Origin of the sequence: Hansschlegelia quercus (assembly GCF_004310425.1) — a bacterium.
GTDB classification, from domain to species: domain Bacteria; phylum Pseudomonadota; class Alphaproteobacteria; order Rhizobiales; family Methylopilaceae; genus Methylopila; species Methylopila quercus.
On sequence record NZ_SIUB01000003.1, the window covers coordinates 149,940 to 171,264 of the forward strand.

At 67.9% G+C, this 21,325-nt stretch carries 23 protein-coding genes; 7 read left to right on the forward strand and 16 right to left on the reverse strand.

Translation table 11 applies throughout. The annotated features are described in order from the left end of the window. Positions 1 to 98: 98 nt before the first annotated feature. The gene (locus EYR15_RS07675) at positions 99 to 605 is read right to left on the reverse strand and encodes a GNAT family N-acetyltransferase (protein ID WP_131002712.1); all 507 of its coding nucleotides are present in this window, start codon (positions 603 to 605) and stop codon (positions 99 to 101) included. A 145-nt stretch (positions 606 to 750) separates the two neighbouring features. Between EYR15_RS07675 and trmD the strand changes: the two genes are divergently transcribed. Next, a complete protein-coding gene (gene trmD, locus EYR15_RS07680) occupies positions 751 to 1,467 on the forward strand; it encodes a tRNA (guanosine(37)-N1)-methyltransferase TrmD (RefSeq protein ID WP_131002714.1) in 717 nt (238 codons plus the stop codon). Between the two features lie 74 nt (positions 1,468 to 1,541). After that, positions 1,542 to 1,964 carry a 50S ribosomal protein L19 gene (rplS, locus tag EYR15_RS07685; RefSeq protein WP_131002716.1) on the forward strand — a complete coding sequence of 141 codons (423 nt, stop codon included), beginning with the start codon at positions 1,542 to 1,544 and terminating at the stop codon, positions 1,962 to 1,964. Positions 1,965 to 2,148: 184 nt separating this feature from the next. Here the strand turns inward: rplS and EYR15_RS07690 are convergent, their stop codons facing one another. Genes EYR15_RS07690 through trxA form a run of 3 tightly spaced genes read right to left on the reverse strand, consistent with a single transcriptional unit; the run spans position 2,149 to position 3,928 of the window. Continuing rightward, positions 2,149 to 2,355 (reverse strand): Trm112 family protein, encoded by a 207-nt coding sequence (locus EYR15_RS07690; protein ID WP_131002718.1) that lies wholly within the window; start codon positions 2,353 to 2,355, stop codon positions 2,149 to 2,151. Next, complete coding sequence (locus EYR15_RS07695) at positions 2,352 to 3,023, reverse strand: LON peptidase substrate-binding domain-containing protein (RefSeq protein ID WP_131002720.1); 672 nt, start codon at positions 3,021 to 3,023, stop codon at positions 2,352 to 2,354. The genes EYR15_RS07690 and EYR15_RS07695 overlap by 4 nt, the downstream gene beginning before the upstream one ends. Before the next feature lie 11 nt (positions 3,024 to 3,034). Then, positions 3,035 to 3,928: a thioredoxin gene (gene trxA / locus EYR15_RS07700; RefSeq protein ID WP_131002722.1), complete on the reverse strand. Its 894-nt coding sequence runs from the start codon at positions 3,926 to 3,928 to the stop codon at positions 3,035 to 3,037. 215 nt (positions 3,929 to 4,143) lie between these two features. On the opposite strand from trxA, the gene EYR15_RS07705 reads away from it, so the two are divergent. Next, on the forward strand, positions 4,144 to 5,412 hold the full coding sequence (locus tag EYR15_RS07705) for an NAD(P)/FAD-dependent oxidoreductase (protein WP_131002724.1): 1,269 nt from the start codon (positions 4,144 to 4,146) through the stop codon (positions 5,410 to 5,412). A 252-nt stretch (positions 5,413 to 5,664) separates the two neighbouring features. Here EYR15_RS07705 and EYR15_RS07710 read toward each other — a convergent pair whose 3' ends face one another. Further along, positions 5,665 to 8,271, reverse strand: a complete 2,607-nt coding sequence (locus EYR15_RS07710; protein WP_131002726.1) for an ABC transporter permease — start codon at positions 8,269 to 8,271, stop codon at positions 5,665 to 5,667. Between the two features lie 76 nt (positions 8,272 to 8,347). Beyond that, positions 8,348 to 9,028 carry an ABC transporter ATP-binding protein gene (locus EYR15_RS07715; RefSeq protein WP_131002728.1) on the reverse strand — a complete coding sequence of 227 codons (681 nt, stop codon included), beginning with the start codon at positions 9,026 to 9,028 and terminating at the stop codon, positions 8,348 to 8,350. A 130-nt stretch (positions 9,029 to 9,158) separates the two neighbouring features. On the opposite strand from EYR15_RS07715, the gene EYR15_RS07720 reads away from it, so the two are divergent. Together EYR15_RS07720 and thpR are read left to right on the forward strand one after the other, a co-directional pair. Beyond that, a complete protein-coding gene (locus tag EYR15_RS07720) occupies positions 9,159 to 9,746 on the forward strand; it encodes an arylesterase (RefSeq protein ID WP_131003275.1) in 588 nt (195 codons plus the stop codon). Between the two features lie 99 nt (positions 9,747 to 9,845). Next, the gene (thpR, locus tag EYR15_RS07725) at positions 9,846 to 10,379 is read left to right on the forward strand and encodes an RNA 2',3'-cyclic phosphodiesterase (RefSeq protein ID WP_131002730.1); all 534 of its coding nucleotides are present in this window, start codon (positions 9,846 to 9,848) and stop codon (positions 10,377 to 10,379) included. 4 nt (positions 10,380 to 10,383) lie between these two features. On the opposite strand, the gene EYR15_RS07730 is transcribed toward thpR, so the two are convergent. Next, positions 10,384 to 11,115 carry a sulfotransferase family protein gene (locus tag EYR15_RS07730; RefSeq protein WP_131002732.1) on the reverse strand — a complete coding sequence of 244 codons (732 nt, stop codon included), beginning with the start codon at positions 11,113 to 11,115 and terminating at the stop codon, positions 10,384 to 10,386. 110 nt (positions 11,116 to 11,225) lie between these two features. On the opposite strand from EYR15_RS07730, the gene leuD reads away from it, so the two are divergent. Further along, positions 11,226 to 11,831: a 3-isopropylmalate dehydratase small subunit gene (gene leuD, locus EYR15_RS07735; RefSeq protein ID WP_131002733.1), complete on the forward strand. Its 606-nt coding sequence runs from the start codon at positions 11,226 to 11,228 to the stop codon at positions 11,829 to 11,831. Between the two features lie 76 nt (positions 11,832 to 11,907). Here the strand turns inward: leuD and EYR15_RS07740 are convergent, their stop codons facing one another. Both EYR15_RS07740 and EYR15_RS07745 read right to left on the reverse strand, forming a co-directional pair. Next, positions 11,908 to 13,356, reverse strand: coding sequence for a pyridoxal phosphate-dependent decarboxylase family protein (locus EYR15_RS07740; RefSeq protein WP_131002735.1), 1,449 nt, complete (start codon positions 13,354 to 13,356; stop codon positions 11,908 to 11,910). Between the two features lie 12 nt (positions 13,357 to 13,368). Further along, positions 13,369 to 14,691 carry a hemolysin family protein gene (locus EYR15_RS07745; RefSeq protein WP_131002737.1) on the reverse strand — a complete coding sequence of 441 codons (1,323 nt, stop codon included), beginning with the start codon at positions 14,689 to 14,691 and terminating at the stop codon, positions 13,369 to 13,371. Between the two features lie 221 nt (positions 14,692 to 14,912). On the opposite strand from EYR15_RS07745, the gene hisE reads away from it, so the two are divergent. Next, positions 14,913 to 15,269 carry a phosphoribosyl-ATP diphosphatase gene (hisE, locus tag EYR15_RS07750; protein WP_131002739.1) on the forward strand — a complete coding sequence of 119 codons (357 nt, stop codon included), beginning with the start codon at positions 14,913 to 14,915 and terminating at the stop codon, positions 15,267 to 15,269. Between the two features lie 6 nt (positions 15,270 to 15,275). On the opposite strand, the gene EYR15_RS07755 is transcribed toward hisE, so the two are convergent. From EYR15_RS07755 to rnpA, 7 genes are all read right to left on the reverse strand, one after another. Then, positions 15,276 to 16,175: a TonB family protein gene (locus tag EYR15_RS07755; protein ID WP_131002741.1), complete on the reverse strand. Its 900-nt coding sequence runs from the start codon at positions 16,173 to 16,175 to the stop codon at positions 15,276 to 15,278. Continuing rightward, positions 16,162 to 16,599: a TonB system transport protein ExbD gene (exbD, locus tag EYR15_RS07760; protein WP_131002743.1), complete on the reverse strand. Its 438-nt coding sequence runs from the start codon at positions 16,597 to 16,599 to the stop codon at positions 16,162 to 16,164. Before exbD ends, EYR15_RS07755 begins: the two co-directional genes overlap by 14 nt. A 9-nt stretch (positions 16,600 to 16,608) precedes the next feature. After that, entirely contained in the window at positions 16,609 to 17,433 is an 825-nt protein-coding gene (gene exbB / locus EYR15_RS07765) for a tonB-system energizer ExbB (RefSeq protein ID WP_382238692.1), read from the reverse strand. Between the two features lie 140 nt (positions 17,434 to 17,573). Further along, positions 17,574 to 18,008: a hypothetical protein gene (locus EYR15_RS07770; RefSeq protein ID WP_131002747.1), complete on the reverse strand. Its 435-nt coding sequence runs from the start codon at positions 18,006 to 18,008 to the stop codon at positions 17,574 to 17,576. A 226-nt stretch (positions 18,009 to 18,234) separates the two neighbouring features. Further along, positions 18,235 to 18,888, reverse strand: coding sequence for a ribosome biogenesis GTP-binding protein YihA/YsxC (gene yihA, locus EYR15_RS07775; protein WP_131002749.1), 654 nt, complete (start codon positions 18,886 to 18,888; stop codon positions 18,235 to 18,237). 204 nt (positions 18,889 to 19,092) lie between these two features. Then, positions 19,093 to 20,898 (reverse strand): membrane protein insertase YidC, encoded by a 1,806-nt coding sequence (gene yidC, locus EYR15_RS07780; protein ID WP_245498206.1) that lies wholly within the window; start codon positions 20,896 to 20,898, stop codon positions 19,093 to 19,095. After that, entirely contained in the window at positions 20,898 to 21,314 is a 417-nt protein-coding gene (gene rnpA, locus EYR15_RS07785; protein ID WP_131002753.1) for a ribonuclease P protein component, read from the reverse strand. The genes yidC and rnpA overlap by 1 nt, the downstream gene beginning before the upstream one ends. Between the last annotated feature and the right edge of the window lie 11 nt (positions 21,315 to 21,325).

Sequence of the window (21,325 nt, forward strand, 5' to 3'; positions counted from 1 at the left end):
GAATCCATCAACACCGGGTCCTGCAGGATTGAAAGGCGAGCCGTCCTTCCTGCGCCGTCGCGGAGATGGATTCCGGGACAAGCCCGGAATGACCAACTTTACCGCCAGACGTAGGCGAACTTCTCCAGCGTGACGTCGCCGAAATGCTCGACGCCACGGGCGGCGAGCTTGCCGCCGAGGCGGGCGTAGAAGCCGCAGGCGGGGTCGTTGCCGGCGAGCGACCATGCGGCGGCGCCGGACAGACCGCGCGAGGCGAGCTCGCCGCGGGCCGCCGAGAACAACCGCCGGCCGAGGCCGAGGCCCTGATATTCGGGTTTGAGGTAGAGCTCGTAGACCTCACCGCCGACGGCCAGCGTCGACGCGCGGTTGCGGCCGGAGGAGGCGTAGCCGACGGTCTCGCCGCCGAAGGTCAGGAGACTCACCCGGCTGCCGCGCCGGAGGGCGCCGGCCCACCAGGCGGGACCGCGTCGCTCGACCATGCGCTCGAGCTCACGGCCGGGGATGAGGCCGCGATAGGCGTTGCGCCATGCGAGATCGTGGACAGCTGCGATCGAGGCGGCGTCTTCCGCGTGGGCCGGCCTGATCTCGATCGAAACGGTGCTCACAAACGAAGAGTAAGCCGCGCTTCAGCGCCGCGACAAGCGGAAAGGCGGGGCGCGTTTTCACTTGTTCCGTCGCGCCGTGTGGACCGAAGCCCGCGTCCCGCGCATAGAGGAGCGGGAAAGCTCAAGGTCCGGAACCTGAAACGTCATGTGGCGCGCCACCGTCCTCACGCTCTATCCCGCGATGTTCCCTGGCCCGCTCGGGCACGCGCTCGCCGGGCGCGCGCTCGGCGTCGCGTGGTCGTGCGAGGCGCTGGATATCCGCGCGCATGCCCTCGACCGGCATCGCTCGGTGGACGACACGCCAGCGGGCGGCGGTCCCGGCATGGTGCTGAGGGCCGACGTCGCCGCGGCTGCTCTCGATTCCTCCGGCGGCTGCGGCCCGAGGATTCTGATGACGCCCCGCGGAAAACCGCTGACGCAGGAGCGCGTCCGCGCGCTCAGTCGCGGTCCGGGCGTCACGCTGGTCTGCGGGCGCTTCGAGGGCGTCGATCAGAGGCTGATCGAGAAGCGGGATCTCGAGGAGGTCTCGGTCGGCGACGTGGTGCTGTCGGGCGGCGAGGCGGCGGCGCTGCTGCTGCTCGACGCCTGCGTCAGGCTATTGCCGGGCGTAATGGGCGACGCGACCTCCGGCGACGACGAGAGTTTCGAGCGCCCGCTGCTCGAGCACCCGCATTATTCCAAGCCTCGCGCATTCGAGGGCCTCGTCATTCCGGAGGCGCTGACCTCGGGCGATCATGCGGCGGTCGCGCGCTGGAGGAAGCGGCGTTCGCTCGTCGATACGCGCACCCGCAGGCCGGATCTCTGGGCAAAATATGTCGCAGCGGCCACCGGGGGCGTCGACAAACCGGATGAAACCGAGTAGAGACCCGCGCAATCACGAGATTCCCCAAACCTTCTCGTGCGTCCCGCGTTTGCGGGGAACGCGGAGACATTGCCATGAACATTATCGAGCAGCTCGATCGCGAGCAGATGAACGCGATCGCCGAGAAGCGCCAGATTCCTGAATTTGGCCCCGGCGACACCGTCACGGTCAACGTGCGGGTCAAGGAAGGCGAGCGCGTCCGCGTGCAGGCCTATGAGGGCGTGGTGATCGCGCGCTCGGGCGGCGGCCTGAACGAGAACTTCACCGTCCGCAAGATTTCCTACGGCGAAGGCGTCGAGCGGGTGTTCCCGTTCTACTCGCCGATGATCGACAGCGTGAAGGTCGTGCGCCGCGGCAAGGTCCGTCGCGCCAAGCTTTATTACCTGCGCGATCGTCGCGGCAAGTCGGCCCGCATCGTCGAGAAGCAGGACCGCAGTCAGAAGGCCGCGGCCGCGGCGAAGAAGGCGGGCAAGCAGCCGGTCGCCGCCGCCGAGTAATCGGATATCTCAGTGCTGGAATGAATAAAGGCCCGGATCGCTCCGGGCCTTTTTCGTTGGGCTTGCCGTCATCCCCCCGGACGGCCGCTTAGGCCAAGCCGGGATCGTCCTCAAGTTGAGGCGGGGTTTGTTCTGCGCACGATCCCGGCTCTCGCTTCGCTCGGCCGGGATGACGAGACGGTCGTCAGTCGTCGAGCGGGCGCGCCTCGTCCGGAAGCATGATCGGGATGCCGTCGCGGATGGGGTAGGCGAGCCGAGCGGGACGCGAGATCAGCTCCTGGCGCTCCGCGTCATAGGTCAGCGTCGCCTTCGTCAGCGGGCAGACCAGGATCTCGAGCAGCTTCGGGTCGACTCCGCTCGCGCGGCGGTGGCTATCGGGGGCGTCTGTCATTGCAGCGACGAACTCGCGTCTCCCTTCGCGCGGGCAAGATCCATTTCGGTGACCGCGACCAATATCTCGGCGCGCGCCTTGAGGTCGGCGGCCTCCAGCAGCGCCTGCTTCTCGCGCGGGCCGAACGGGCTCATCATGGCGAGCGCGTTGACCAGCGCCTCGTTCGGCGCCCGGCGAATGCCGTCCCAGTCGGCCTCAAGGCTGTTGGCTTCGAGGTAATCCTTGAGCGTCTTCAGCAGCGCCTCGCGGTCGACGTCGTCCTGGCCCTCGCCTGGAGCGAGGTCCGCGACATAGTCGTCGAATGCGACGCGCGCCTGACGATAGGGCGTCACTACGCTGAGCTCCTCGACGATCCTGAACCGGGCGACGCCGGTGAGCGTGATGAGATAGCGCCCATCGCCGGTCTCGCCGAAGGCGGTGAGCCGGCCGGCGCAGCCGATCTTCACGAGCTCGGGCCGCTCGTCGTCTTCCGCGGTCTCGGGATCCGGCTGGATCAGCCCGATGATGCGGTGGCCGCGGATTGCGTCCTCGATCATCGAAAGATACCGCGGCTCGAACACATTGAGCGGCATTTCCCCTCGCGGCAGCAGCAGCGCGGCGCGCAGTGGGAAGAGCGGGACGACGCCCGGCAGCTCTTCGATCTTGTGATAAACGACGTTGGAGGCCATGGGCGATCAGATCACGAGAACAGCAGCGAGGACAGCCGCTTCCGGCCGGCGATCGTGTGCTCGTCCTTCGAGCCCCAGGCTTCGAACAGCTTGACGAGCTCCTTGCGTGCGCCGTCCTCCTCCCAGGTCCGGTCACGCCGGACGATCTCGAGCAGATGAGCGACCGCCTCCTTGCGCAGGCCCGCGGCGGCGAGGCCGACCGCGAGGTCGAAGCGCGCGCGGTGGTCGGCGGGATCGGCCGCGACTCTCGCCTCGAGCGGCGCGAGGTCGCCGACGGCTGCGGCGCGTTCGGCGATTTCGATCTGCGCCTTGACGGCGGTGAAGGCCTCGTCGGTGGGCGAAGCCGCCGCGACGATCTCCTTGGCCCCTTCGAGGTCGCCGGTCGCGAGACGCGCCCCGGCGAGTCCCGCGAGCGCCGCGGCGTTCTCCGGCTCGGCCTCCAGCAGGGCGGCATAGAGTTCGACCGCGGTCGCCGCGTCGCCCGCCTCCAGCATCGCGTCGGCTTCGGCCAGGATGTCGCCCGCCTCGTCCGGCAGTTCCTCGCCAAGAATGCGAGCGACGAAAGCCTGCACCTGCGCCTCGGGCAATGCGCCCATAAAGCCGTCGACCGGCTGCCCGCGGGTGAAGGCGATGACGGCGGGGATGGACTGGATGCCGAGCTGGCCCGCGATTTGGGGATGCTCGTCGATGTTCATGGTCGCGAGCTTCACCTTGCCGCCGGCGGCCTTGACCACCTTTTCGAGCACAGGGGTGAGCTGGCGGCACGGGCCGCACCATGGCGCCCAGAAGTCGACCAGAACCGGCGTGGTCGTCGACGCCTGCACGACGTCCTTCACGAAGGTCTGGGTCGTCGTCGCGACGATCAACCCATCCGTCGCAGCGGTCGTGGCGTCACCGGCGAGCATGCGCGTCTCCCTGTGTGGCGCGCGTGATCGTCGCGCCTCAAGTGCGGGCAGAGATGGGGGATGCGCGAGGCGAATGCAAATCTGAGACAAAACGACATGGCCGACGTTAGGTAGCCGGGGGTGGCGCTCGTCTTCAGGCCCTCTTAATGAGAACGACCGCAGCATAAGGCGAAGCCCGGCTGTTACAGAGGCTTGGCGGCAGGAGAGCAGAATAGATGGACGTGGCGACGTCGAACCGCCCAAAGGTCGTGGTCGTGGGCGGAGGTTTTGGCGGCCTCACCGTCGCGATGAGCCTCGCCAAGGCCGACGTCGAGGTCACCATTCTCGATCGCCACAATTACCACTGCTTCCAGCCGTTGCTCTACCAGGTCGCAACCGCCGAACTGTCGCCCGGCGACATCGCCTGGCCGATCCGCCACGTCCTGCGCAAGCAGAAGAACGCCCGCGTGCTGCTCGGCAAGGTCGAGGCGGTGGATGTCGAGAACAAGAGGGTGATCGCCGACACGATCACCCTCCCCTATGACGAACTGGTCCTCGCGACCGGCGCGACGCACTCCTATTTCGGCCATGACGAATGGGAGAAGTCGGCGCCCGGCCTGAAGCGGGTCGAGGATGCGACCATCATCCGCCGCCGCCTGCTGCTCGCCTTCGAGCGCGCCGAGCTCTCAGACGACCCGGAGGAGCGCGAGCGGCTGCTGACCTTCGCGATCGTGGGGGCCGGACCAACCGGCGTCGAGATGGCCGGCGCGATCATCGAGGTGGCCCGGCAGGTCATGCCGTCGGAGTTCCGCCGCATCGAGACGCGCACGACCCGCGTCATCCTGATCGAGGCTGGTCCGCGCGTGCTGCCGGCGTTCTCCGAAAAGCTGTCGGCCTATACGCAGAAGTCGCTCGAGGAGATGGGCGTCGAGGTCATGACCTCGACGCGCGTGACCAATTGTGACGAGACCGGCGTCGATATCGAAGCCGGGCGCATCGAAGCCGCGACGGTGATCTGGGCTGCAGGCGTCGTCGCCTCGGATGCGGGACGTTGGATCGGGGCCGAGCGCGACAATGCTGGCCGCGTGGTCGTAACGCCTGATCTGAGCGTGCCCGGTCATCCCGAGATTTTCGTGATCGGTGACACGGCCTCCGCCAAGACGGCGGACGGCAAGCCGATCCCCGGCATCGCGCCGGCCGCGAAGCAGATGGGCGCGCACGTCGCCGACGTCATCGCCTCGCGAGCGCGCGGGGCGATTCCGCCAAAGGCGTTCCACTACCGCCACCAGGGGGATTTTGCGACGATCGGCCGGCGCTCGGCCGTGATGCGGCTGCCCTATCTGGAGATGTCCGGGCTGATGGCCTGGCTCGTCTGGTGCGTCGCGCACATCTACTTCCTGATCGGCGCTCGCAATCGTCTGACCGTGGCGTTCAAGTGGGTGTGGGATTTCGCGACCTTCCAGCGCGGCGCCCGGCTGATCACCGACCAGCGCGACCAGCTCTGACCAGAAATCACGGAATCGCGAACCGCTCCGGAACGGCGACCCACTTTATGCGTTGTCAGCCGTTATGAATGGGAGGGGTGCCCTCCCGCATTATGGGAGGCGACGCTATGCTTAAAGGCGGACTTCTTTGGCTGATCGGCATTCCGCTGCCGATCATCATCGTGCTCTGGCTGCTCGGCGTCTTCCACTAAGGCTGCCAGCCTGAACTGATCGAAACGCCGCGGCTAAGTCCGCGGCGTTTGTCGTTTAGCCTCACATGTTCCTGAGATGGCGCGCCGGCTTTTCGCCAAGGACGCGCCACGTGCCCGCGAGACCTAGGGCGATGGTCAGGAGAAGCGCGCCGACAGCGGCGAGCCCGGCGCCCAGGGGATCGAACGCGAAATCGATCCCCATGATGCCCGCGGTCAGGCCCCATGCGGCAAGCGAGCCGACGATCAACCCGAAGATCGCGGTGATCAGCCCAAGCAGAGCATATTCCGCGGCGAACGCCGCCAGCAGCCGCCCGCGCGTCGCGCCCAGCGTCTTCAGGATCACCGCCTCGTAGACCCTCCGGCGATGGCCTGCGGCGAGCGCGCCCGCGAGCACCAGGATGCTGGCCGCCAGCGTCACGCCGCTGGCGGCGCGGATCGCCAGCCCGAGGCTGCGTACGACTTCGCCGATGGAGGCGAGCGCGTCCTTGACGCGGATCGCCGTGACCGACGGGAAGGCCTGCGTCGTCTCGCGCATCACCGCGAACTCCTGTTTGTCGCCGCCGCCGTTGGGCAGCGTCAGCGTCGCGAGGTTCATGTAAGGCGCGCCGGCGAAGGCGTTCGGCGCAAACACCATGAAGAAGTTGATCCCGAGCGTCTCCCACGAGACTTCGCGGAAGTTCGCAACCTTGGCGTTGATGGTGCGGCCGAGCACGTTGACGCCGATCTCGTCGCCGACGGACAAACCCAGAGCTGCGCCGAGCTTCTTCTCAAACGAGACCAGCGGCGGCCCGGAATAATCCTTGGGCCACCATTCTCCGTCGACGATTTTGGAGCCCTCGGGCACGTCGGCCGAGAATGTGACGCCGCGGTCGCCGCGCAGCGCCCAGCGATACTCCGGATCGACGTTGGCCGCGTCCGCCGACTGGCCCTTCAGCGAAACGATGAAGCCGCGCAGCATTGGGGCCGTCGCCAGCTCGGCCTTGGGCGCCGCGGCGCGGACCGTCTCGGCGAAGCGGTCGCGTTCGCCCGAAGGAATATCAAGGAAGAAGAAGGCCGGGGCCTTCGCCGGCAGCTCCTGGGAGATCTGGCGGCGGATCGAGCTGTCGATCAACGTCAGCGTCACCAGGAGTACGAGACCGAGGCCGAGCGACAACACGACGGAGGGCGTCAGCGCGCCGGGCCGGTGGACATTCGCGAGCGCCAGCCTGAGCTCCGCCGAGCGGGGCCTCGGCGCATGGGCGGTGAGCCGCATGATGCCCCAGGCGATCAGCCGGAGCGCGACGAAGACCGCGACCGTAGCGCCGACGAAGATGGTGGCGATGCGCCTGTCATAGGCGGCGTAGACCGCGAGCAGCGCCAGCGCCACGGCGAGCGCGGCGGTCGCCGCCACATAGGGCCACCGCGGCAGGCGCCGGGTCGGCGCGACCTGTTCCCGGAACAAGGCGGCCACGGGCACGTCGTGCGTGCGGCCGAGGGGCCAGACGGCGAACGCCAGCGCCGCCAGCGCGCCATAGGCCGCCGCAAGCGCCAACGTCTCGGGATAGATCGACGGCGCCAGCGGTAGGGGCGCGACGCCTTCAAGCGCCCTTGCGGCCGCGAAGGGCAGCGCGACGCCCACCACGAGCCCGATCGCTACGCCAAGGACGCCGAGCGCCGCGACCTGCGCGAGATGAATGAGGAAGACGGTGAAGCCCGAGGCGCCGACGCTCTTCAGCGCAGCGATCGTCTCGCGTTTCCGGTCGACAAAGGCCGACACGGCGTTCGCGACGCCGACCCCGCCGACGACCAGCGCGGCGAGGCCGACGATCGTGAGAAATTCGGTGAAGTGGTTGACGTTGCGCTCAAGCTGAGGCGCCGCGTTGCCGCGCGAGCGAATTTCGAAGGCCGCGTCCGGGGCCGCTCGCTCGATCTCCGACGTTGCGCGCGTGACGGCTTCATCTCCCCGCGCCGCTTCGGGAAGCGCGAGCCGGTAGCTCCACTTGATGAGCGCGCCGGGCTGGATAAGCCCCGACGCCCGCAGCGCCTGTTCACTGACAAGCACGCGCGGCCCAAAACCGACGCCCTCCGACAGGCGGTCCGGCTCGCTCGCGAGCGTCGCGCGGATTTCGAAGCTCGACGATCCGATCGTGAGGTGGTCGCCGACCTTGAGGCCGAGGCGCGCGAGCAGAGCGGGATCGACAGCGGCGCCCCAGGAGCCGTTCGCCTGGCCGGTGAGCTCCGGCAGAGGGCGGGCCGGCTCGAGCGTCGCCTGTCCTACCATGGGCCAGGAGGCGTCGACCGCCTTGAGCTCGACCAAAGCGGCGTCGCCGGACGCGACCCGCGCCATCGAACGGAGCGTGACGACGGTCGCTACCCTGCCGTGGCTCGCGACCGCGGCCTTTTCAGCGTCGGTCGCCTCCCGGTTCATCAACGAGAACGATGCGTCCCCGCCGAGGATCGTGCGGCCCTCGCGCGCCAGTCCTTCAGTCAGTCCGCGCGCGAGCGAACCGACGCCCGCGATCGCCGCGACGCCGAGCGCCAGGCAGAGCAGGAAGACCGCGAAGCCGCGGATCCCGCCGCGCAATTCGCGCGCGGCGAGCCGCAGCACGAGGGGAGAACGAAAAAAGTGTTCGCGCTTCGAGACGCCCGCTGTCGTGGGCTCCTCGGCATGGGGGACGTTGAGGGTCAAAGAACGCAGACCTTCCTCATGCTGAGGAGCCGTCCGGAGGACGGCGCCTCGAAGCACGCAGCGTGGTGACGCGCGCTCACGCCGCCCGCTCTGCAGGCTCGATGCGGCCGGAGCGAAGGCGGATCGTGCGGCCGCAACGCGCGGCGAGCGCGTTGTCGTGGGTCACGATGATGAGCGTCGCGTTACGCTCAGCGGTCTTCTCGAACAGCAGATCGGCGATCTGTCGGCCGGTCGTCTCGTCGAGATTGCCGGTGGGCTCATCGGCGACCAGGATCGCGGGCCTCGAAACCAGCGCCCGGGCAAGCGCGACGCGCTGCTGCTCGCCGCCCGACAGTTCCGCTGGCCTGTGCTCGGCGCGATCGGCGAGGCCGACGGCGGCGAGTTCGGCGCGGGCGCGCTCGAACGCGTTCGGCTCGCCGGCGAGCTCGAGCGGCGTCGCGACGTTTTCGAGCGCCGTCATGGTCGGGATGAGATGGAAGGATTGGAACACCACCCCTATGTTCCGTCCACGGAAGCGCGCAAGCCCGTCCTCGTTCAACGAGACGAGGTCCTGGCCGAGCGCGTGAACGGAACCGCCGTCGGGGCGTTCCAGTCCCGCGATCGTCATCAGCAGCGTGGATTTTCCGGAGCCGGACGGGCCGACGAGGCCGATCGTTTCGCCGCGCTCGATGACGAGGCTGACGCCTTTGAGAATGTGCACCCGCGCTGCGCCCTGGCCCAGCGAGAGCTCGACGCCCTGGAGTTCGACAGCCGACATGAGGTTTCCGACGCAAAATGAGCGCGCGAAGAAGGCCGGCGCCGCATCGCGATATATTCACGACAACGCCGCACGCCACCCTTCGCGGCGTCTGGTCTCAGCGGCGATCGCCGCTTCTCTCGCAGGCGTGATGGGCTCGCCGGTCCGGGCAGCCGCGCCCGTCAAGCTCGTCGCCTTGGGCGACAGCCTGACCGCGGGCTACGGGCTCCCGGCGAACGAAGGCTTCACCGCGAAGCTTCAGGCGGCACTGAAGGCGCGCGGGCGGGACGTCATCGTAGGAAACGCGGGCGTTTCGGGGGATACGGCGACGGGCGGCGCCGACCGCGTGGACTGGTCCGTGCCGGAGGGCACGCAGGGCGTGATCGTCGAGCTCGGCGCCAACGACATGCTCCGCGGGGTCGATCCCAAGATCACCCGCGCTGCGTTGACCCGCGTTCTGGATAGGCTCGCCGCCCGAAAAATCCCGGCGATGCTGGCCGGCATGAAGGCGCTGAGAAACCTAGGGCCGGATTACATCGAGGCGTTCGAGTCGATCTACCCGGACCTTGCGAAATCCCGCGGGCTCGTCCTCTACCCGTTCTTCCTCGAAGGCGTGGCGGGCGATCGCTCGCTCGCCTTGCAGGACGGCGTCCACCCGAACGCGAAAGGCGTTGACAAGATCGTGGCCGGGATCCTGCCGAGCGTCGAACAGTTTCTCGACCAGATCAAAGGCGGGTGACGCGCGGGCGCTCCAACTTACGCTGTTAAGATCGGCGTTCCCGACTTGAAACACCTGACGGCGCGGCCTTTCGTAAGGGCCCGCCTCCAGAGCCCCGCCGTGCCGCGTCTCTTCACCGCCATCGAAATCCCGGAAGACATTGGGGCCGCCCTCGCGACCTATCGCGGCGGCCTCTCCGGCGCGCGCTGGATCGACGTCGAGAATTACCACGTCACGCTTCGCTTCCTCGGCGACGTGGATGACGAGACCGCGCGTGAAGCCTCCTATCTGCTCGGCCATGTCAGGCGCGCGCCGTTCGACGTCACGATCGAGGGGATCGACGTCTTCGGCGGCTCTCGGCCGAGGGCGCTGATCGCGCGAGTGAAGCCCTCGACGGCGCTGACGGAGTTGCAGGCCGAGCACGAGCGCCTGATGCGGCGCGCAGGACTGGAGCCGGAGCGGCGCAACTTCACGCCGCACGTGACCCTGGCGCGGCTGCGCGACGCATCTTCCAGGGCAGTGGCGGACTATCTCGGGCTGCGCGGCGGACCAACGCGCCTGTCCTTCCGCGCAGAGCGGTTCGTGCTCTACTCCTCGCGGGACTCGGTCGGCGGCGGCCCATACGTCGAGGAAGCCACCTACGTCCTGCGCTGAGGCGTCAGATCTGGGCTCGGCGGATCAGGCGGCGCACGACGCCGGTTCCGGCGATCTCGGGCCTCGGCGGCATGATAACGGCCTTAGAGGCGGCGACACGGTCCATCATCAGGCGGCAGGCCTCGCCGTAAAGCCTGATGTCGGCGATGTTCAGCGCATAGAGCTTCTGGCGCGTGCGCGGGCTCACGTCGACCAGCTCGCTCACCGCATTGTAGCGGCGGCTGAGCACAGGCGCCTCCTCGCCGAACAGCATGGCGAGGCCGAGCTCGAAGCGCTCCGTCACGCCGACAAAGGCGAGGTCCTCAAGCGCGTATCCGCCGAGATAACGCGTCGCCATGTTCCGGATCCTGCGCTTGCGCGCGAAGCTGACGAGCGGCAGCGCCCCGGACTTGATCTCCTTGTCGAAGGCCCATTTGGTCGGCCGCTCCTTGATGAACGAGTAATGGGAGACCAGCCTGTCGATAGGATCTCGCAGCCAGGTGATCACCTGCCGCGACGGATCGTCTACCGCGTCCTTGACCGTATCGAGCGTATAATGGCCGTGCAGGACCTCGATCCCCGCGCTCTCGAGAGCCGGCACCTGATCGGCCAGCGCCCTTCGGGAAACCTTGAGCAGCGGATGCGTGGCCGGGTCGTTCGGACCGTAATACAGCGCGAGCCGGTCTCCGTAGCGCTCCTTGAGCGCATTGCGGAAGCTGGTGCCGGCGGTCTTCGGAATGTGGACTGAAAAGATCATGCTGCTGAAGGCGCTTTAAAACCGGCTGGAATTGAAGGAGAGGCTTGCAGTGTCCGCGGCTTGACCGCGCTTTCCGGCGGGAGCATGACGTTCGCATCAGGAGACGCGAAATGCAGAAGTTCGTCACGCTGACGGGCGTAGCCGCCCCGCTGCCGATGATCAACATCGATACCGACATGATCATTCCCAAGCAGTACCTGAAGACCATCAAGCGGACTGGTCTCGGCGCCGGCTTGTTCTCCGAACTGCGCTATAACGCCGACGGTTCCGCCAACCCGGACTTCGTACTGAACAAGCCCGCTTACGCCAACGCCGAGATCCTCGTCGCGGGCGACAATTTCGGCTGCGGCTCGTCGCGCGAGCATGCGCCCTGGGCGCTGCTCGACAAGGGCATCCGCTGCGTGATCTCCACCTCGTTCGCCGATATCTTCTACAACAATTGCTTCAAGAACGGCATTCTGCCGATCGTGGTCTCGCCGGAAGACCACGCCAAGCTGTTGGACGACGCCGAGCGCGGCTCGAACGCGCGGCTGACGATCGACCTGCCGGCCCAGGAAATCCACGGCCCGGACGGCGGCGTCGTCAGGTTCGACATTGATCCCTTCCGTAAGCGCTGCCTGATCGAGGGCCTCGACGATATCGGTCTCACGATGCAGAAGGCCGACTCGATAACGGGGTTCGAGCAGAAGCTCGCGGCCGAGCGCCCCTGGGCGTGAGGATCGGCCTTCGGGTCGAGGCTTGTCATCCCGGACGGCCATCAGGCCGATCCGGGATCGTCCTCCGAAATGGCGCTCACTCTGCGCACGATCCCGGCTCTCCGCTTCGCTGCGGCCGGGATGATGGTCGGGCTTCGGCCGCCTCCCGCGCGAACCTGTCCAGTCTCCGCACCGTCTCACGCATGTCGTCTTCGGTCGCTTCCGGGTGCAGCGCGCAGATCCTCAGCGTCAGCCGGCCATCGACGCGCGCGGTCCCCACGCTGGCGTAGCCGTCGTCGAGCAGCCGGCGCGCCGCCGCTGCGTTGACGGCGTCGCGCTCATCTTCCTCGCAATCCTCGAAGCGGAACAGCAGCGTCGCCATCCGCGCGGGCGAGACGACCTTCCAGCCAGGCGTCTCGCCCAACGCGGCCTCAGCCCATTCCACGAGCTGGAAGCCATGGGCGACCGCTGAGCCGACTGCCTGCGTTCCCATCACGCGCAGCGTCAGCCAAAGCTTGAGAGCGCGGGCGGGCCGGGTCATTTCGGGGCCGAGGTCCCAGGCGTTGACCTCGCCCTCGCCTGCAGCCGCATCCTCGAGATAGGCCGGACCGACGGCGAAGGCGCGCCGCAGCGTCTCCTGGTCGCGCACGAGCAGCGCGGCGCAACCATACGTCTGGAACAGCCATTTGTGCGCGTCCCAGCCGAGCGAATCCGCGCGTTCGACGCCCGCCAGCAAATGCCGGTGAGCAGGCGACAGCAGCGCGGACCCTCCCAGCGCGCCGTCGACATGAAGCCAGAGTCCATGAGGCTCGCAGATGTCGGCGATCGCCGGCAGCGGATCGACGGCGCCGGAGCGGGTCGAGCCCGCCGTGGCGATCACGATGAACGGCTTTAGGCCGGCTGCGAGGTCGGTTTCCACCGCAGCCGCAAGCGCCGTCGGCTCCATCGCCATGTTGTCGCTCAAGGCCACACGGCGGATGCGGGCGTCAGGGATTCCGGCGATCCTCAGCGCCTTCAAGGCGGAGACGTGGGTCTCTTCGGAGAGATAGGCGACGCCGCGCGCCGTGTCGTCGGGGCCAAGCCGCGCTTCGCGCGCGGCGACGACCGCGGTCAGGTTGGCGGCCGAACCGCCGGCCAGGAACAACCCGCCGGCGCTCTCCGGAAACCCCCCGGCGTCCGCCATGAAGCGGATCATCGCGCGTTCGACGGCGAGCGGCCCCTCGGCTTGCGGCCAGGCGCCGGCATGCGGATTGAACGTTGAGGCGAGCAGGTCGCCAAGCCGCGACAGCGGACTTGCGGGACTGGGCGTAAAGCCGAAGGCTCGGGGATGGTCGCCACGGGCCGCGCGCGGCAGCACCTCGCCGATCATCTCCGCCAGAACGTCCTCGAGCGCCGCGCCCTCTTGGGTCAACACGAGAGGGCCTGGCCTTCCCGGGATGAGCGGCGTCGGGCTGGGCGCACCGGCGAGCGCCGCTTCGGCGAGCACCGCGAAAGCGGCTTCGAAGGCGGCGCGGTCGGCCTCGCGCAGCAGCGGCGGCGGAGTCACGTCTGCCTGCTTTCAGACGCCGACGCCGGCGGGCGTCTCGCCCACTTCCGCGCCCTTGGCGCGGAACATCAGCTTGTCGACGCGCGGACCGTCCATGTCGATCACCTCGACCGTCCAGCCACCGAAGTCGATCGTGTCGCCTTCGATGGGGATGCGGCCGAGTTCGGCGATCACGAGCCCCGCCGCGGTGTGGAACTCGCCCTGCGGCACGGGCACCGCGAAGGTGTCGATGATGACGTCGAGCGAGGCGCGACCGTCGACCATGTAGCTGCCGTCCTCGCGACGGCGGATGTCCTGGTCCTCGGGGCGCTCGTGCTCCTCGGGCATCGCGCCGGCGATGGCGCCGAGCACGTCGTGCGAGGTCACGATGCCCTCAAACCCGCCGAACTCGTCGACCACGAAGGCGGTGGAGGAGGGCTGCGACTTGAACAGCTCGAGCAACGACAACGCCGAGGCGCCCTCGGGGACGTAAAGCGGGTCCTTGACCTCGGTCGCGACGTCGAAGGACCGGCCGGCGATCATCGAGGCCAGGACGTCCTTTTTGTGCAGGATGCCCACGGGGTCGTCGACCGACCCCTCTTTGCCCACGACGATGCGCGAGAACGGGCTTTCGGCGAGCTCGGTCTTGATGGTTTCGAGGTCGTCTGTGATGTCGACCCAGAACACCTCGCGGCGCGGGGTCATGATGGAGCGCACAGGCCGGTCGGCGAGGCCGAGCACGCCTTCGATCATGCGCTTTTCGACCGGCTCGATGGAGCCCGCGGCTACGCCTTCTGCGATGACCGAGCGCACCTCCTCTTCGGTGACGTTGGAGCCGTCCTGCTCCTTCACGCGCAGCAGCTTGAGGGTGACCGCAGACACGACGTTCAGGAAGACCACGACCGGTCGGCCCACGAGCGCCAGAACCGTCATCGGCCCGGCGACATAGGCCGCGATGGGCTCGGGATTGGATAGCGCGATGCGCTTGGGCACGAGCTCGCCCATGATCAGCGACAGGCCGCCTATGGCCATAACGACGAGCGCGCTCGACACGGGCCGAACGTAGTCGTCTAGCGGCGTGATCGCAGCGAGCAGGCCAGCGACGGGATCGGCGAACGACGCCTCGCCGACGACGCCGGTCAGGATCGCGATCAGCGTGATGCCGATTTGAACCGACGACAGGAAGCTGGACGGGTCGTCCGCAAGCTTGATCGCCCGCTCCGCGCCGGCATTGCCCGACTCCGCCAGCATTTTCAGGCGCGGTCTGCGGGAGGAGACGACCGCCAACTCCGACATGGCGAAGAAACCGTTCAGGAGCACGAGGCCCAAGAGAACGGCGATGTCGAGGAGAGGCATAGAGCGTCCGGAGGGTGTGGCGGGCGACCGCTTGATGCGCTGCTCGCCCGTCGATCGAACGTACTATAGGGCGTTTCGGGCGATCCGTCATGGTCGTGCGGAGCGTAGATGGGCGATCTTCGGTCTTCGGGGGTATCCACAGAGTTCCGAGGAGCCCTATCTCAATCCTTCGTCAACCACCCGTCGTCTCAGTCGGGATCAGCCGGACCCACCGCGCAGCCATGTCTGATTCGATCGAACGCCTGTTCAAGGCCTGCCAAGCGAGCGATGGCGATCCGGCTCTCTCGCGCACGGCGAAGCTACGCCAGGAAGGCCTGCCTAAGATGGCGAAGAAGGTGGCCGAAGAGGCCGCCGAAGTCGCGATCGAGGCCGTAACCGGGGCCCGCGAGGCGCTGATCCTCGAAAGCGCGGACCTCATCTACAATCTCGTCGTGCTCTGGTCGGCCACGGACGTTACGCCGCAGGACGTCTTCGACGAGATGGACCGCCGCGAGCGGCTTTACGGCATCGCGCAGAAGCTGCCGAAGAATGACCAGTCGAAGTCTGCCGCGGCTACCAAGTCGCCGACCGACCTTTGAGGGCCGTCACCGCGTCGTGAAGTTGACCGGCAGAGTGTAGGTCTTCGAGGCGCCCGTCATCTCCGGCGGCATCGGGGGCAACGACGCGCGCCGCACCATCGCCTGCGCTTCCGCCGCCGCCTCCGGCGGACCAGATGCGGAAACGCTCGACACCCGCCCCGCGCGATTCACGACGAAGGTCACGCTGGCGCGTCCGGTGAAACTCGTGCCCGAGCGCTTCTGCGACGCAACTGCGGACCGTACCTGAGACCCGTAGCTTGCGGCCGCCGCAGCGGCGGCGCCGGGGCTGCTCGCCGCCCCGCCCGAACCTCCGGCCTGGGACGCGACCGTCCGGGGCTTCGCTACCGGCTTGTCGACGGGCTTCTCGCGCTTCACTTCCTTGACCGGCTCGCGCTTCGGCGGCGCCTTGACCCGCTCCTTGCGCGGCGTCGGCGTCTCTTCCTGCGCGACGACAGTCCGTTCCGGGGGCAGCGAGACCGCGGCCTGGACGTCGTTCGGCGTCACCACGTCGTCGGCGGCGACCTCCGGCGTCTCGATCGGCTGCGCCTCCTGCACGTCTTCGGTTGGCGTGGTCTCCGCGGTCACCGGCTCTAGCTGGTCGGGCGGCGTCGTGTCGTCCTGCACCTCCTCGAGCTGTTCGGGCTCGGCGGGAGGGGTCTCTTCGTTTGCGACCTGGTCGGCGTTCGCGCCGGCTTCGACCTTCTGAGCCTCGCCCGAAGGCGGCGGGGTCAGGTCCATCTCGATTGCGGTCTGCGCTGAGAAGTCGCCGCCAACCGTTTCGGTCTGCCTGAGCATGGCGACGACGCCGAGATGGAGCGCGAGCACGGCCGCGCCGGCGAGCGACCAACGCTTCCAGTCCGCGCCTCCGTCAGGCGCGCCAAGGTTCAGGCCGTCAACGGCCGCCATCGGGGCCGACGCTCTCCAGCGCCACGAGCGCGATCTTGAGATAGCCCGCGCGCCTCAGGTCGTTCATCACCTTCATCAGCTCGCCATAGGGCACGGACTTGTCGGCGCGCAGGAACACGCGCTGTTCGCGGTCGCCGTTGGTCGCGCGCTGGAGCGCCGCGCCGAGCTGCGTCTGATCCAGCATCTCGGAGCCGAGCGCGAGCTTCAGATCGGATTTCACCGTGAGATAAACCGGCTTGTCCGGCCGCTGCTGGCGCGCCGCATTCGACGACGGCAGATCGACGCCGACGTCCACCGTAGCCAGCGGCGCCGCCACCATGAAAATGATCAGCAGCACGAGGATCACGTCGATGAACGGCGTGACGTTGATCTCGTGCGTTTCGGCGAGTTCGTCTCCGCCGGAGTGGTCGAGTTTGGCGGCCATGGTCCGGGCTTACTCGGCGGCGGCGTGGAGACGGCGGCCTGGGAGGCGGTCCAGGTCGCGACTGACGAGGCGCAGCACCGCGGCGGAGGCGTCGGCGAGCGCGGCGCGATGGGCCGAGATGGCGCGCGCAAACACGTTGTAGATCACGACCGCCGGGATGGCGGCCACGAGGCCGATCGCGGTCGCAAGCAACGCCTCGGCGATGCCCGGAGCGACGACCGCAAGGTTGGTCGTCTGCGCGTTCGAGATGCCGATGAACGAGTTCATGATGCCCCAGACCGTGCCGAACAGGCCGACGAAGGGAGCGGTGGAGCCGATGGTGGCGAGCAGGCCAGTGCCGATAGTGAGCCTGCGCCCGGCCTGCGCCTCGAGGCGCGACAGATGCGACGCGACGCGCTCCTTGACGCCCTCGGGCGAAAGCGCGTCGCCGGAATAAGCGAGTTCGGCGTCGGCCGCCGCCACGAAGACCGGCACGGCGCCTTTCTCCCCCTCGAGGATCGAGCGGGCGTCCTCCAGGCTGCGGGACGCGACAAGAGCCGACAGGCCCTTTTTTGCGCGCCGATCGGCGGCGGCGATCTCGATCACCTTCACGAGGAACACGGTCCAGGTGACGAGCGAAGCGAAGGCGAGGCCGATCATGACGCCCTTCACCACCCAGTCGGCGGCGAGAAACATGCCGATTGGCGAGAGATCGTGCGGAATCTTCATGCCGCCGACCTGCTGCAGCTCGGTCGCGACCGGCTGACCATTGGCTGGCGCGGCCTGCTGCGCGGCCGCGGGCGCGATGGGCGACGCGCCGGGTTCGGTCGCCGTCACTTCTTCCGCGGGCGGCAGAGCGGGCGTCGCCGTCGGCGCGGCGTGCTGAGTGGGAGCGGCCTGATTGGGCGCGCCGGTGGGCGTCTGGGCATGGGCGGGCGCAACCCAGCCAGCGAGGCTCGCGGCCAGCCATATTACTGCGAAGCGCTTGGTGGCGCTCACTTGCCGAACTCCACGCCCTTCACCCGCGAGGTCGTGCTCACGAGGCCGAGGCAATCCTGCTCGCCCCCGCAGGCGGTGACGTCGTTCAGCAGCACGCGGCTGACGCCGTCGCAGGGCGTGTCGGCGGCGTCGAACAGCTTCACTGTGGTCTTCGCGGCGCGAACCGGACCGGCTTCGACCGCGAGGCGGCGCGAGATCACGCCGTCCTTGTCGAAGAAGACGAGGTCGAGCTTCAGGCTGTCATAGGCCTTGTCGCCGGGATTGCCGACGACGAGCGAGACGCGGCACGACTGGTCGCGGGTCTCCAGCCGGTTGAGCTCGATCGACACGCCGGACGCAGCGAGCGCCGGCAGAGCGATGAGCGCGCCAAGCGCCGCGCCCGCCGCGAGACCGCCGAAACGGCGCGCTTGATGATCGACCAGTTTCGACAACGGTCCGGCTCCTTCAACACAAGATCGAGCGTCGATCCGGCCCGATTAAGGTCAGCTTCCGCACACATCAAGGCCATGAGGGTCAATTGATAATCCCTCTAATTCCAATGAGCGGCGAACTTGTGGCTCTGCGCCGGGCCGAGACGTCGCGAGCGACGTCTTTAAGTTCGTATCGCGAAGCGCTGGCGACGAGACGCCGAAATCGCCGCCGCGTGAAGCCCCCGGACTACCGTCTTTCGTCGATAAGCCGGGCGATCGCGGCGCGCAGATCTTCGAGGCCGATGCCCTCGCGGCTCGAGGTCGCGAGCACCACGGGAAACGCCGCCGGTCGGCGCGCGAGCGCGGCTAAGGTCTCGTCGATGCGGACTTGACGCTCCGGAACCTTCAGCTGGTCGAGTTTGGTGAGCACGACCTGGTAGGAGCTCGCCGACTGGTCGAGCAGGCTCATGGCGTCGCGGTCGACCTCCTTCACGCCATGGCGGCTATCCACCAGCAGGAAGACGCGGGCGAGGCTGGCGCGGCCGCGGAGATAGGCGCGCACCAGCGAGGTCCAGGTGCGGACGGTCTCGACGGGCGCCTGCGCGTAGCCGTAACCCGGCATGTCGACCATGTAGGCTTCGGCGCCGAGCTTGAAGTAGTTGAGCTGCTGGGTGCGGCCGGGCGTGTTGGAGGTCTTCGCGAGCGTCTTTCGCCCGGTGAGCGCGTTGACGAGGCTCGACTTGCCGACGTTGGATCGACCGGCGAAGGCGATCTCGATCCGGTCCATCGCCGGAAGCTGCTCGAGCCGCGCCGCGCCCATGACGAAGTCGCACGGCCCTGCGAACAGTTTTCGGCCGATCTCGGGATAGGGATCGTCTTCAGGAGGCGTGTCGGTCGTCATCGGATCAGGGCGCTCGGCGCTGTCGCCCTGCGTGCTTCGAGACGCCCGCTGCCGCGGGCTCCTCAGCATGAGGACCATTTGGGTGTCACAGACCTCCTCATGCTGAGGAGGCCCGAGGGGCCATCTCGAAGCACGCAGGCGTCCGACCCTGACGACGATCCCGGCTCGCCGCCTTCGCGGCGTCCGGGATGGCGGCTAGCCGGGCTACGTCTTCGCCGGATCCGCCGGTTTCTTCCGGAACGTCTCGCGGATGTTCCCCAGCAGGTCCACCTTCACGCCCTGGCGCTTCATGATGATGGTCTGCTGGATGATCGACAGCGTGTTGTTCCACGACCAGTAGATCACTAGGCCGGCCGGGAAGGAGGCGAGCAGATAGGTGAAGAACACCGGCATCCAAGTGAATACGATCTGCTGCGCAGGATCGGTCGGCGTCGGGTTCAAGCGCATCTGCAGGAACATCGTCACGCCCATGATCAGCGGCCAGACGCCGATCATCAGCACGTGCGGCGGCGTCCAGGGGATCAGGCCGAACAGGTTGAACAAAGTCGTGGGATCGGGCGCCGCAAGGTCCCGGATCCACCCGAAGAACGGCGCATGCCGCATCTCGATGGTGATGAACAGCACCTTGTAGAGCGAGAAGAACACCGGGATCTGCACCACGATCGGAAGGCAGCCCGCGAGCGGATTGATCTTCTCGCGCTTGTAGAGCGCCATCAGCTCCTGCTGCTGCTTGGCCTTGTCGTCCTTGAAGCGCTCGCGAAGCTTGGCCATCTCGGGCTGCACAAGCTTCATCTTCGACATCGAGACGTAGGATTTGTTGGCGAGCGGGAAGAACAGCAGCTTCACCAGCACCGTCACGATCAGGATCGCGACGCCGAAATTGCCCACGAGCTTGTAGAAGAAGTCGAGCGCGTAGAACATCGGCCGGGTCAGGAAGTGGAACCAGCCCCAGTCGATCAGCAGCTCGAACTTGCGGACGCCGCCGTCGGTCTCGTAGCGGTCGACGACCGCGACCTGCTTGGCGCCGGCGAACAGTCGTCCCGAGGTCTCCGCCTGCGCGCCCGGCTGTACCGTCACGGGATCGAGCAGATAGTCGGTCTGATAGGCCTTGCCGCCATCGGTGGTCGAGGCGAAGCGCGCCGCGTAGGGCGTCTCCTGCGGCGGGATCAGCGTCGCCGCCCAGTACTTGTCGGTGATGCCGAGCCAGCCGCCCGTCGCCTTGAAGGTCTTGGGGCCCTCGGTCAGGTTCTTGTAGCTCAGCTCCTGCAGGCCCTGCTCGCCGATCACGCCGATCGGGCCTTCATGCAGGATGTAGTAGCCCGAGACATGCGGTTCGCCGCGCCTGGAGATCAGAGCGTAAGGGAACAGCGTCGCCGCCTGGCCGCCTGCGTTCGCGACCGTGTCCCGGATCGTGAACATGTAGTCCTTGTCGAGCGAGATCGTGCGGCGGAAGGTCAGGCCTGCGCCATTGTCCCACGTGAGCACAACCGGCTTCTCGCTGGTCAGCGGACCTTCGCCCTCGGGCGTCCACTGCGTCGAGGCGTCGGGGAGTTTCATCGAGCCGCCCGGCGCGTTCACGAAGCCGAACTCGGCGTAATATGGCTGCGGGCTGTCGATCGGCGCGAACAGCACGATCTCGGGGCTCTTCGGGTCGACCGTCTCGCGATAGTCCTTCAGCGAGACGTCGTCGATCCGGCCGCCGACGAGCGCGATCGAGCCGCTCAGCCGCTCGCTGTCGATCTTGACGCGCGGCGCGTCGCGCGAGGCTTGCGGTTGGGTCGCGCCAGCGGGCGCGCCGGCCGTCGCCGGGGCGCCGGGCTGCGGCGTGGCTGCGGGCGCAGCCGATGTCGTCGGCAGCGGGGCCGCGGCGTCCTTGTTGTCAGTCAGCGCCTGCTGGGTCGCCTGGTTCGCGCGCTGCGCCTCGATCTGCGGGCGCGCAAAGAAATACTGCCAGCCGAGCAGCACCGCGATCGACAGCACGACGGCGAGAATGGTGTTCCGGGTGTCCATCAGCGTCCGCTTTCGCGCCCATCCAGCGGCGCCGGAGGGGTTCCGGCCTCGGCCGGTAAGGGGCGTTTCGCGCGGCCGTGGGCGCGCCGGGCGGCGTCTTTGAGGTCTTTGAGGAGGCGGTCGAAGGCCGCATCCAGCACGGCCCGCCGCGCGATCACGACATAGTCGCAGCCGGGCCGGGCGATGTCCGAAAGCGCTTCGCGCGCCGCGGCGCGCATCCGCCGCTTCATGCGGTTGCGCTCAACCGCGCCGCCCACCCGCTTGGTCGCGGTGAAGCCGACGCGCGGCAGGGCGTCGGCGGCGTTGCGATCGCGCATCTGGAGGCCGACCAGCGGACCGCCGATCTTCACGCCGTCGCGAGAGGCGGCGACGAAGTCGCGCCTCAACTTGAGCGTCTCGAACGCGGCGGCAGGCATAAGCGTCGGGC

Coding starts and splice junctions, on each gene's coding strand:
- yidC (WP_245498206.1), bottom strand. CDS start 20,898: ATGGACACCCGGAACACCATTCTCGCCGTCGTGCTGTCGATCGCGGTG.
- EYR15_RS07745 (WP_131002737.1), bottom strand. CDS start 14,691: ATGCCTCTCCTCGACATCGCCGTTCTCTTGGGCCTCGTGCTCCTGAAC.
- EYR15_RS07720 (WP_131003275.1), top strand. CDS start 9,159: ATGGGCTCGCCGGTCCGGGCAGCCGCGCCCGTCAAGCTCGTCGCCTTG.
- trxA (WP_131002722.1), bottom strand. CDS start 3,928: ATGCTCGCCGGTGACGCCACGACCGCTGCGACGGATGGGTTGATCGTC.
- leuD (WP_131002733.1), top strand. CDS start 11,226: ATGCAGAAGTTCGTCACGCTGACGGGCGTAGCCGCCCCGCTGCCGATG.
- EYR15_RS07755 (WP_131002741.1), bottom strand. CDS start 16,175: ATGGCGGCCGTTGACGGCCTGAACCTTGGCGCGCCTGACGGAGGCGCG.
- yihA (WP_131002749.1), bottom strand. CDS start 18,888: ATGACGACCGACACGCCTCCTGAAGACGATCCCTATCCCGAGATCGGC.
- exbD (WP_131002743.1), bottom strand. CDS start 16,599: ATGGCCGCCAAACTCGACCACTCCGGCGGAGACGAACTCGCCGAAACG.
- EYR15_RS07730 (WP_131002732.1), bottom strand. CDS start 11,115: ATGATCTTTTCAGTCCACATTCCGAAGACCGCCGGCACCAGCTTCCGC.
- rplS (WP_131002716.1), top strand. CDS start 1,542: ATGAACATTATCGAGCAGCTCGATCGCGAGCAGATGAACGCGATCGCC.
- EYR15_RS07705 (WP_131002724.1), top strand. CDS start 4,144: ATGGACGTGGCGACGTCGAACCGCCCAAAGGTCGTGGTCGTGGGCGGA.
- EYR15_RS07715 (WP_131002728.1), bottom strand. CDS start 9,028: ATGTCGGCTGTCGAACTCCAGGGCGTCGAGCTCTCGCTGGGCCAGGGC.
- hisE (WP_131002739.1), top strand. CDS start 14,913: ATGTCTGATTCGATCGAACGCCTGTTCAAGGCCTGCCAAGCGAGCGAT.
- rnpA (WP_131002753.1), bottom strand. CDS start 21,314: ATGCCTGCCGCCGCGTTCGAGACGCTCAAGTTGAGGCGCGACTTCGTC.
- EYR15_RS07695 (WP_131002720.1), bottom strand. CDS start 3,023: ATGGCCTCCAACGTCGTTTATCACAAGATCGAAGAGCTGCCGGGCGTC.
- trmD (WP_131002714.1), top strand. CDS start 751: ATGTGGCGCGCCACCGTCCTCACGCTCTATCCCGCGATGTTCCCTGGC.
- EYR15_RS07690 (WP_131002718.1), bottom strand. CDS start 2,355: ATGACAGACGCCCCCGATAGCCACCGCCGCGCGAGCGGAGTCGACCCG.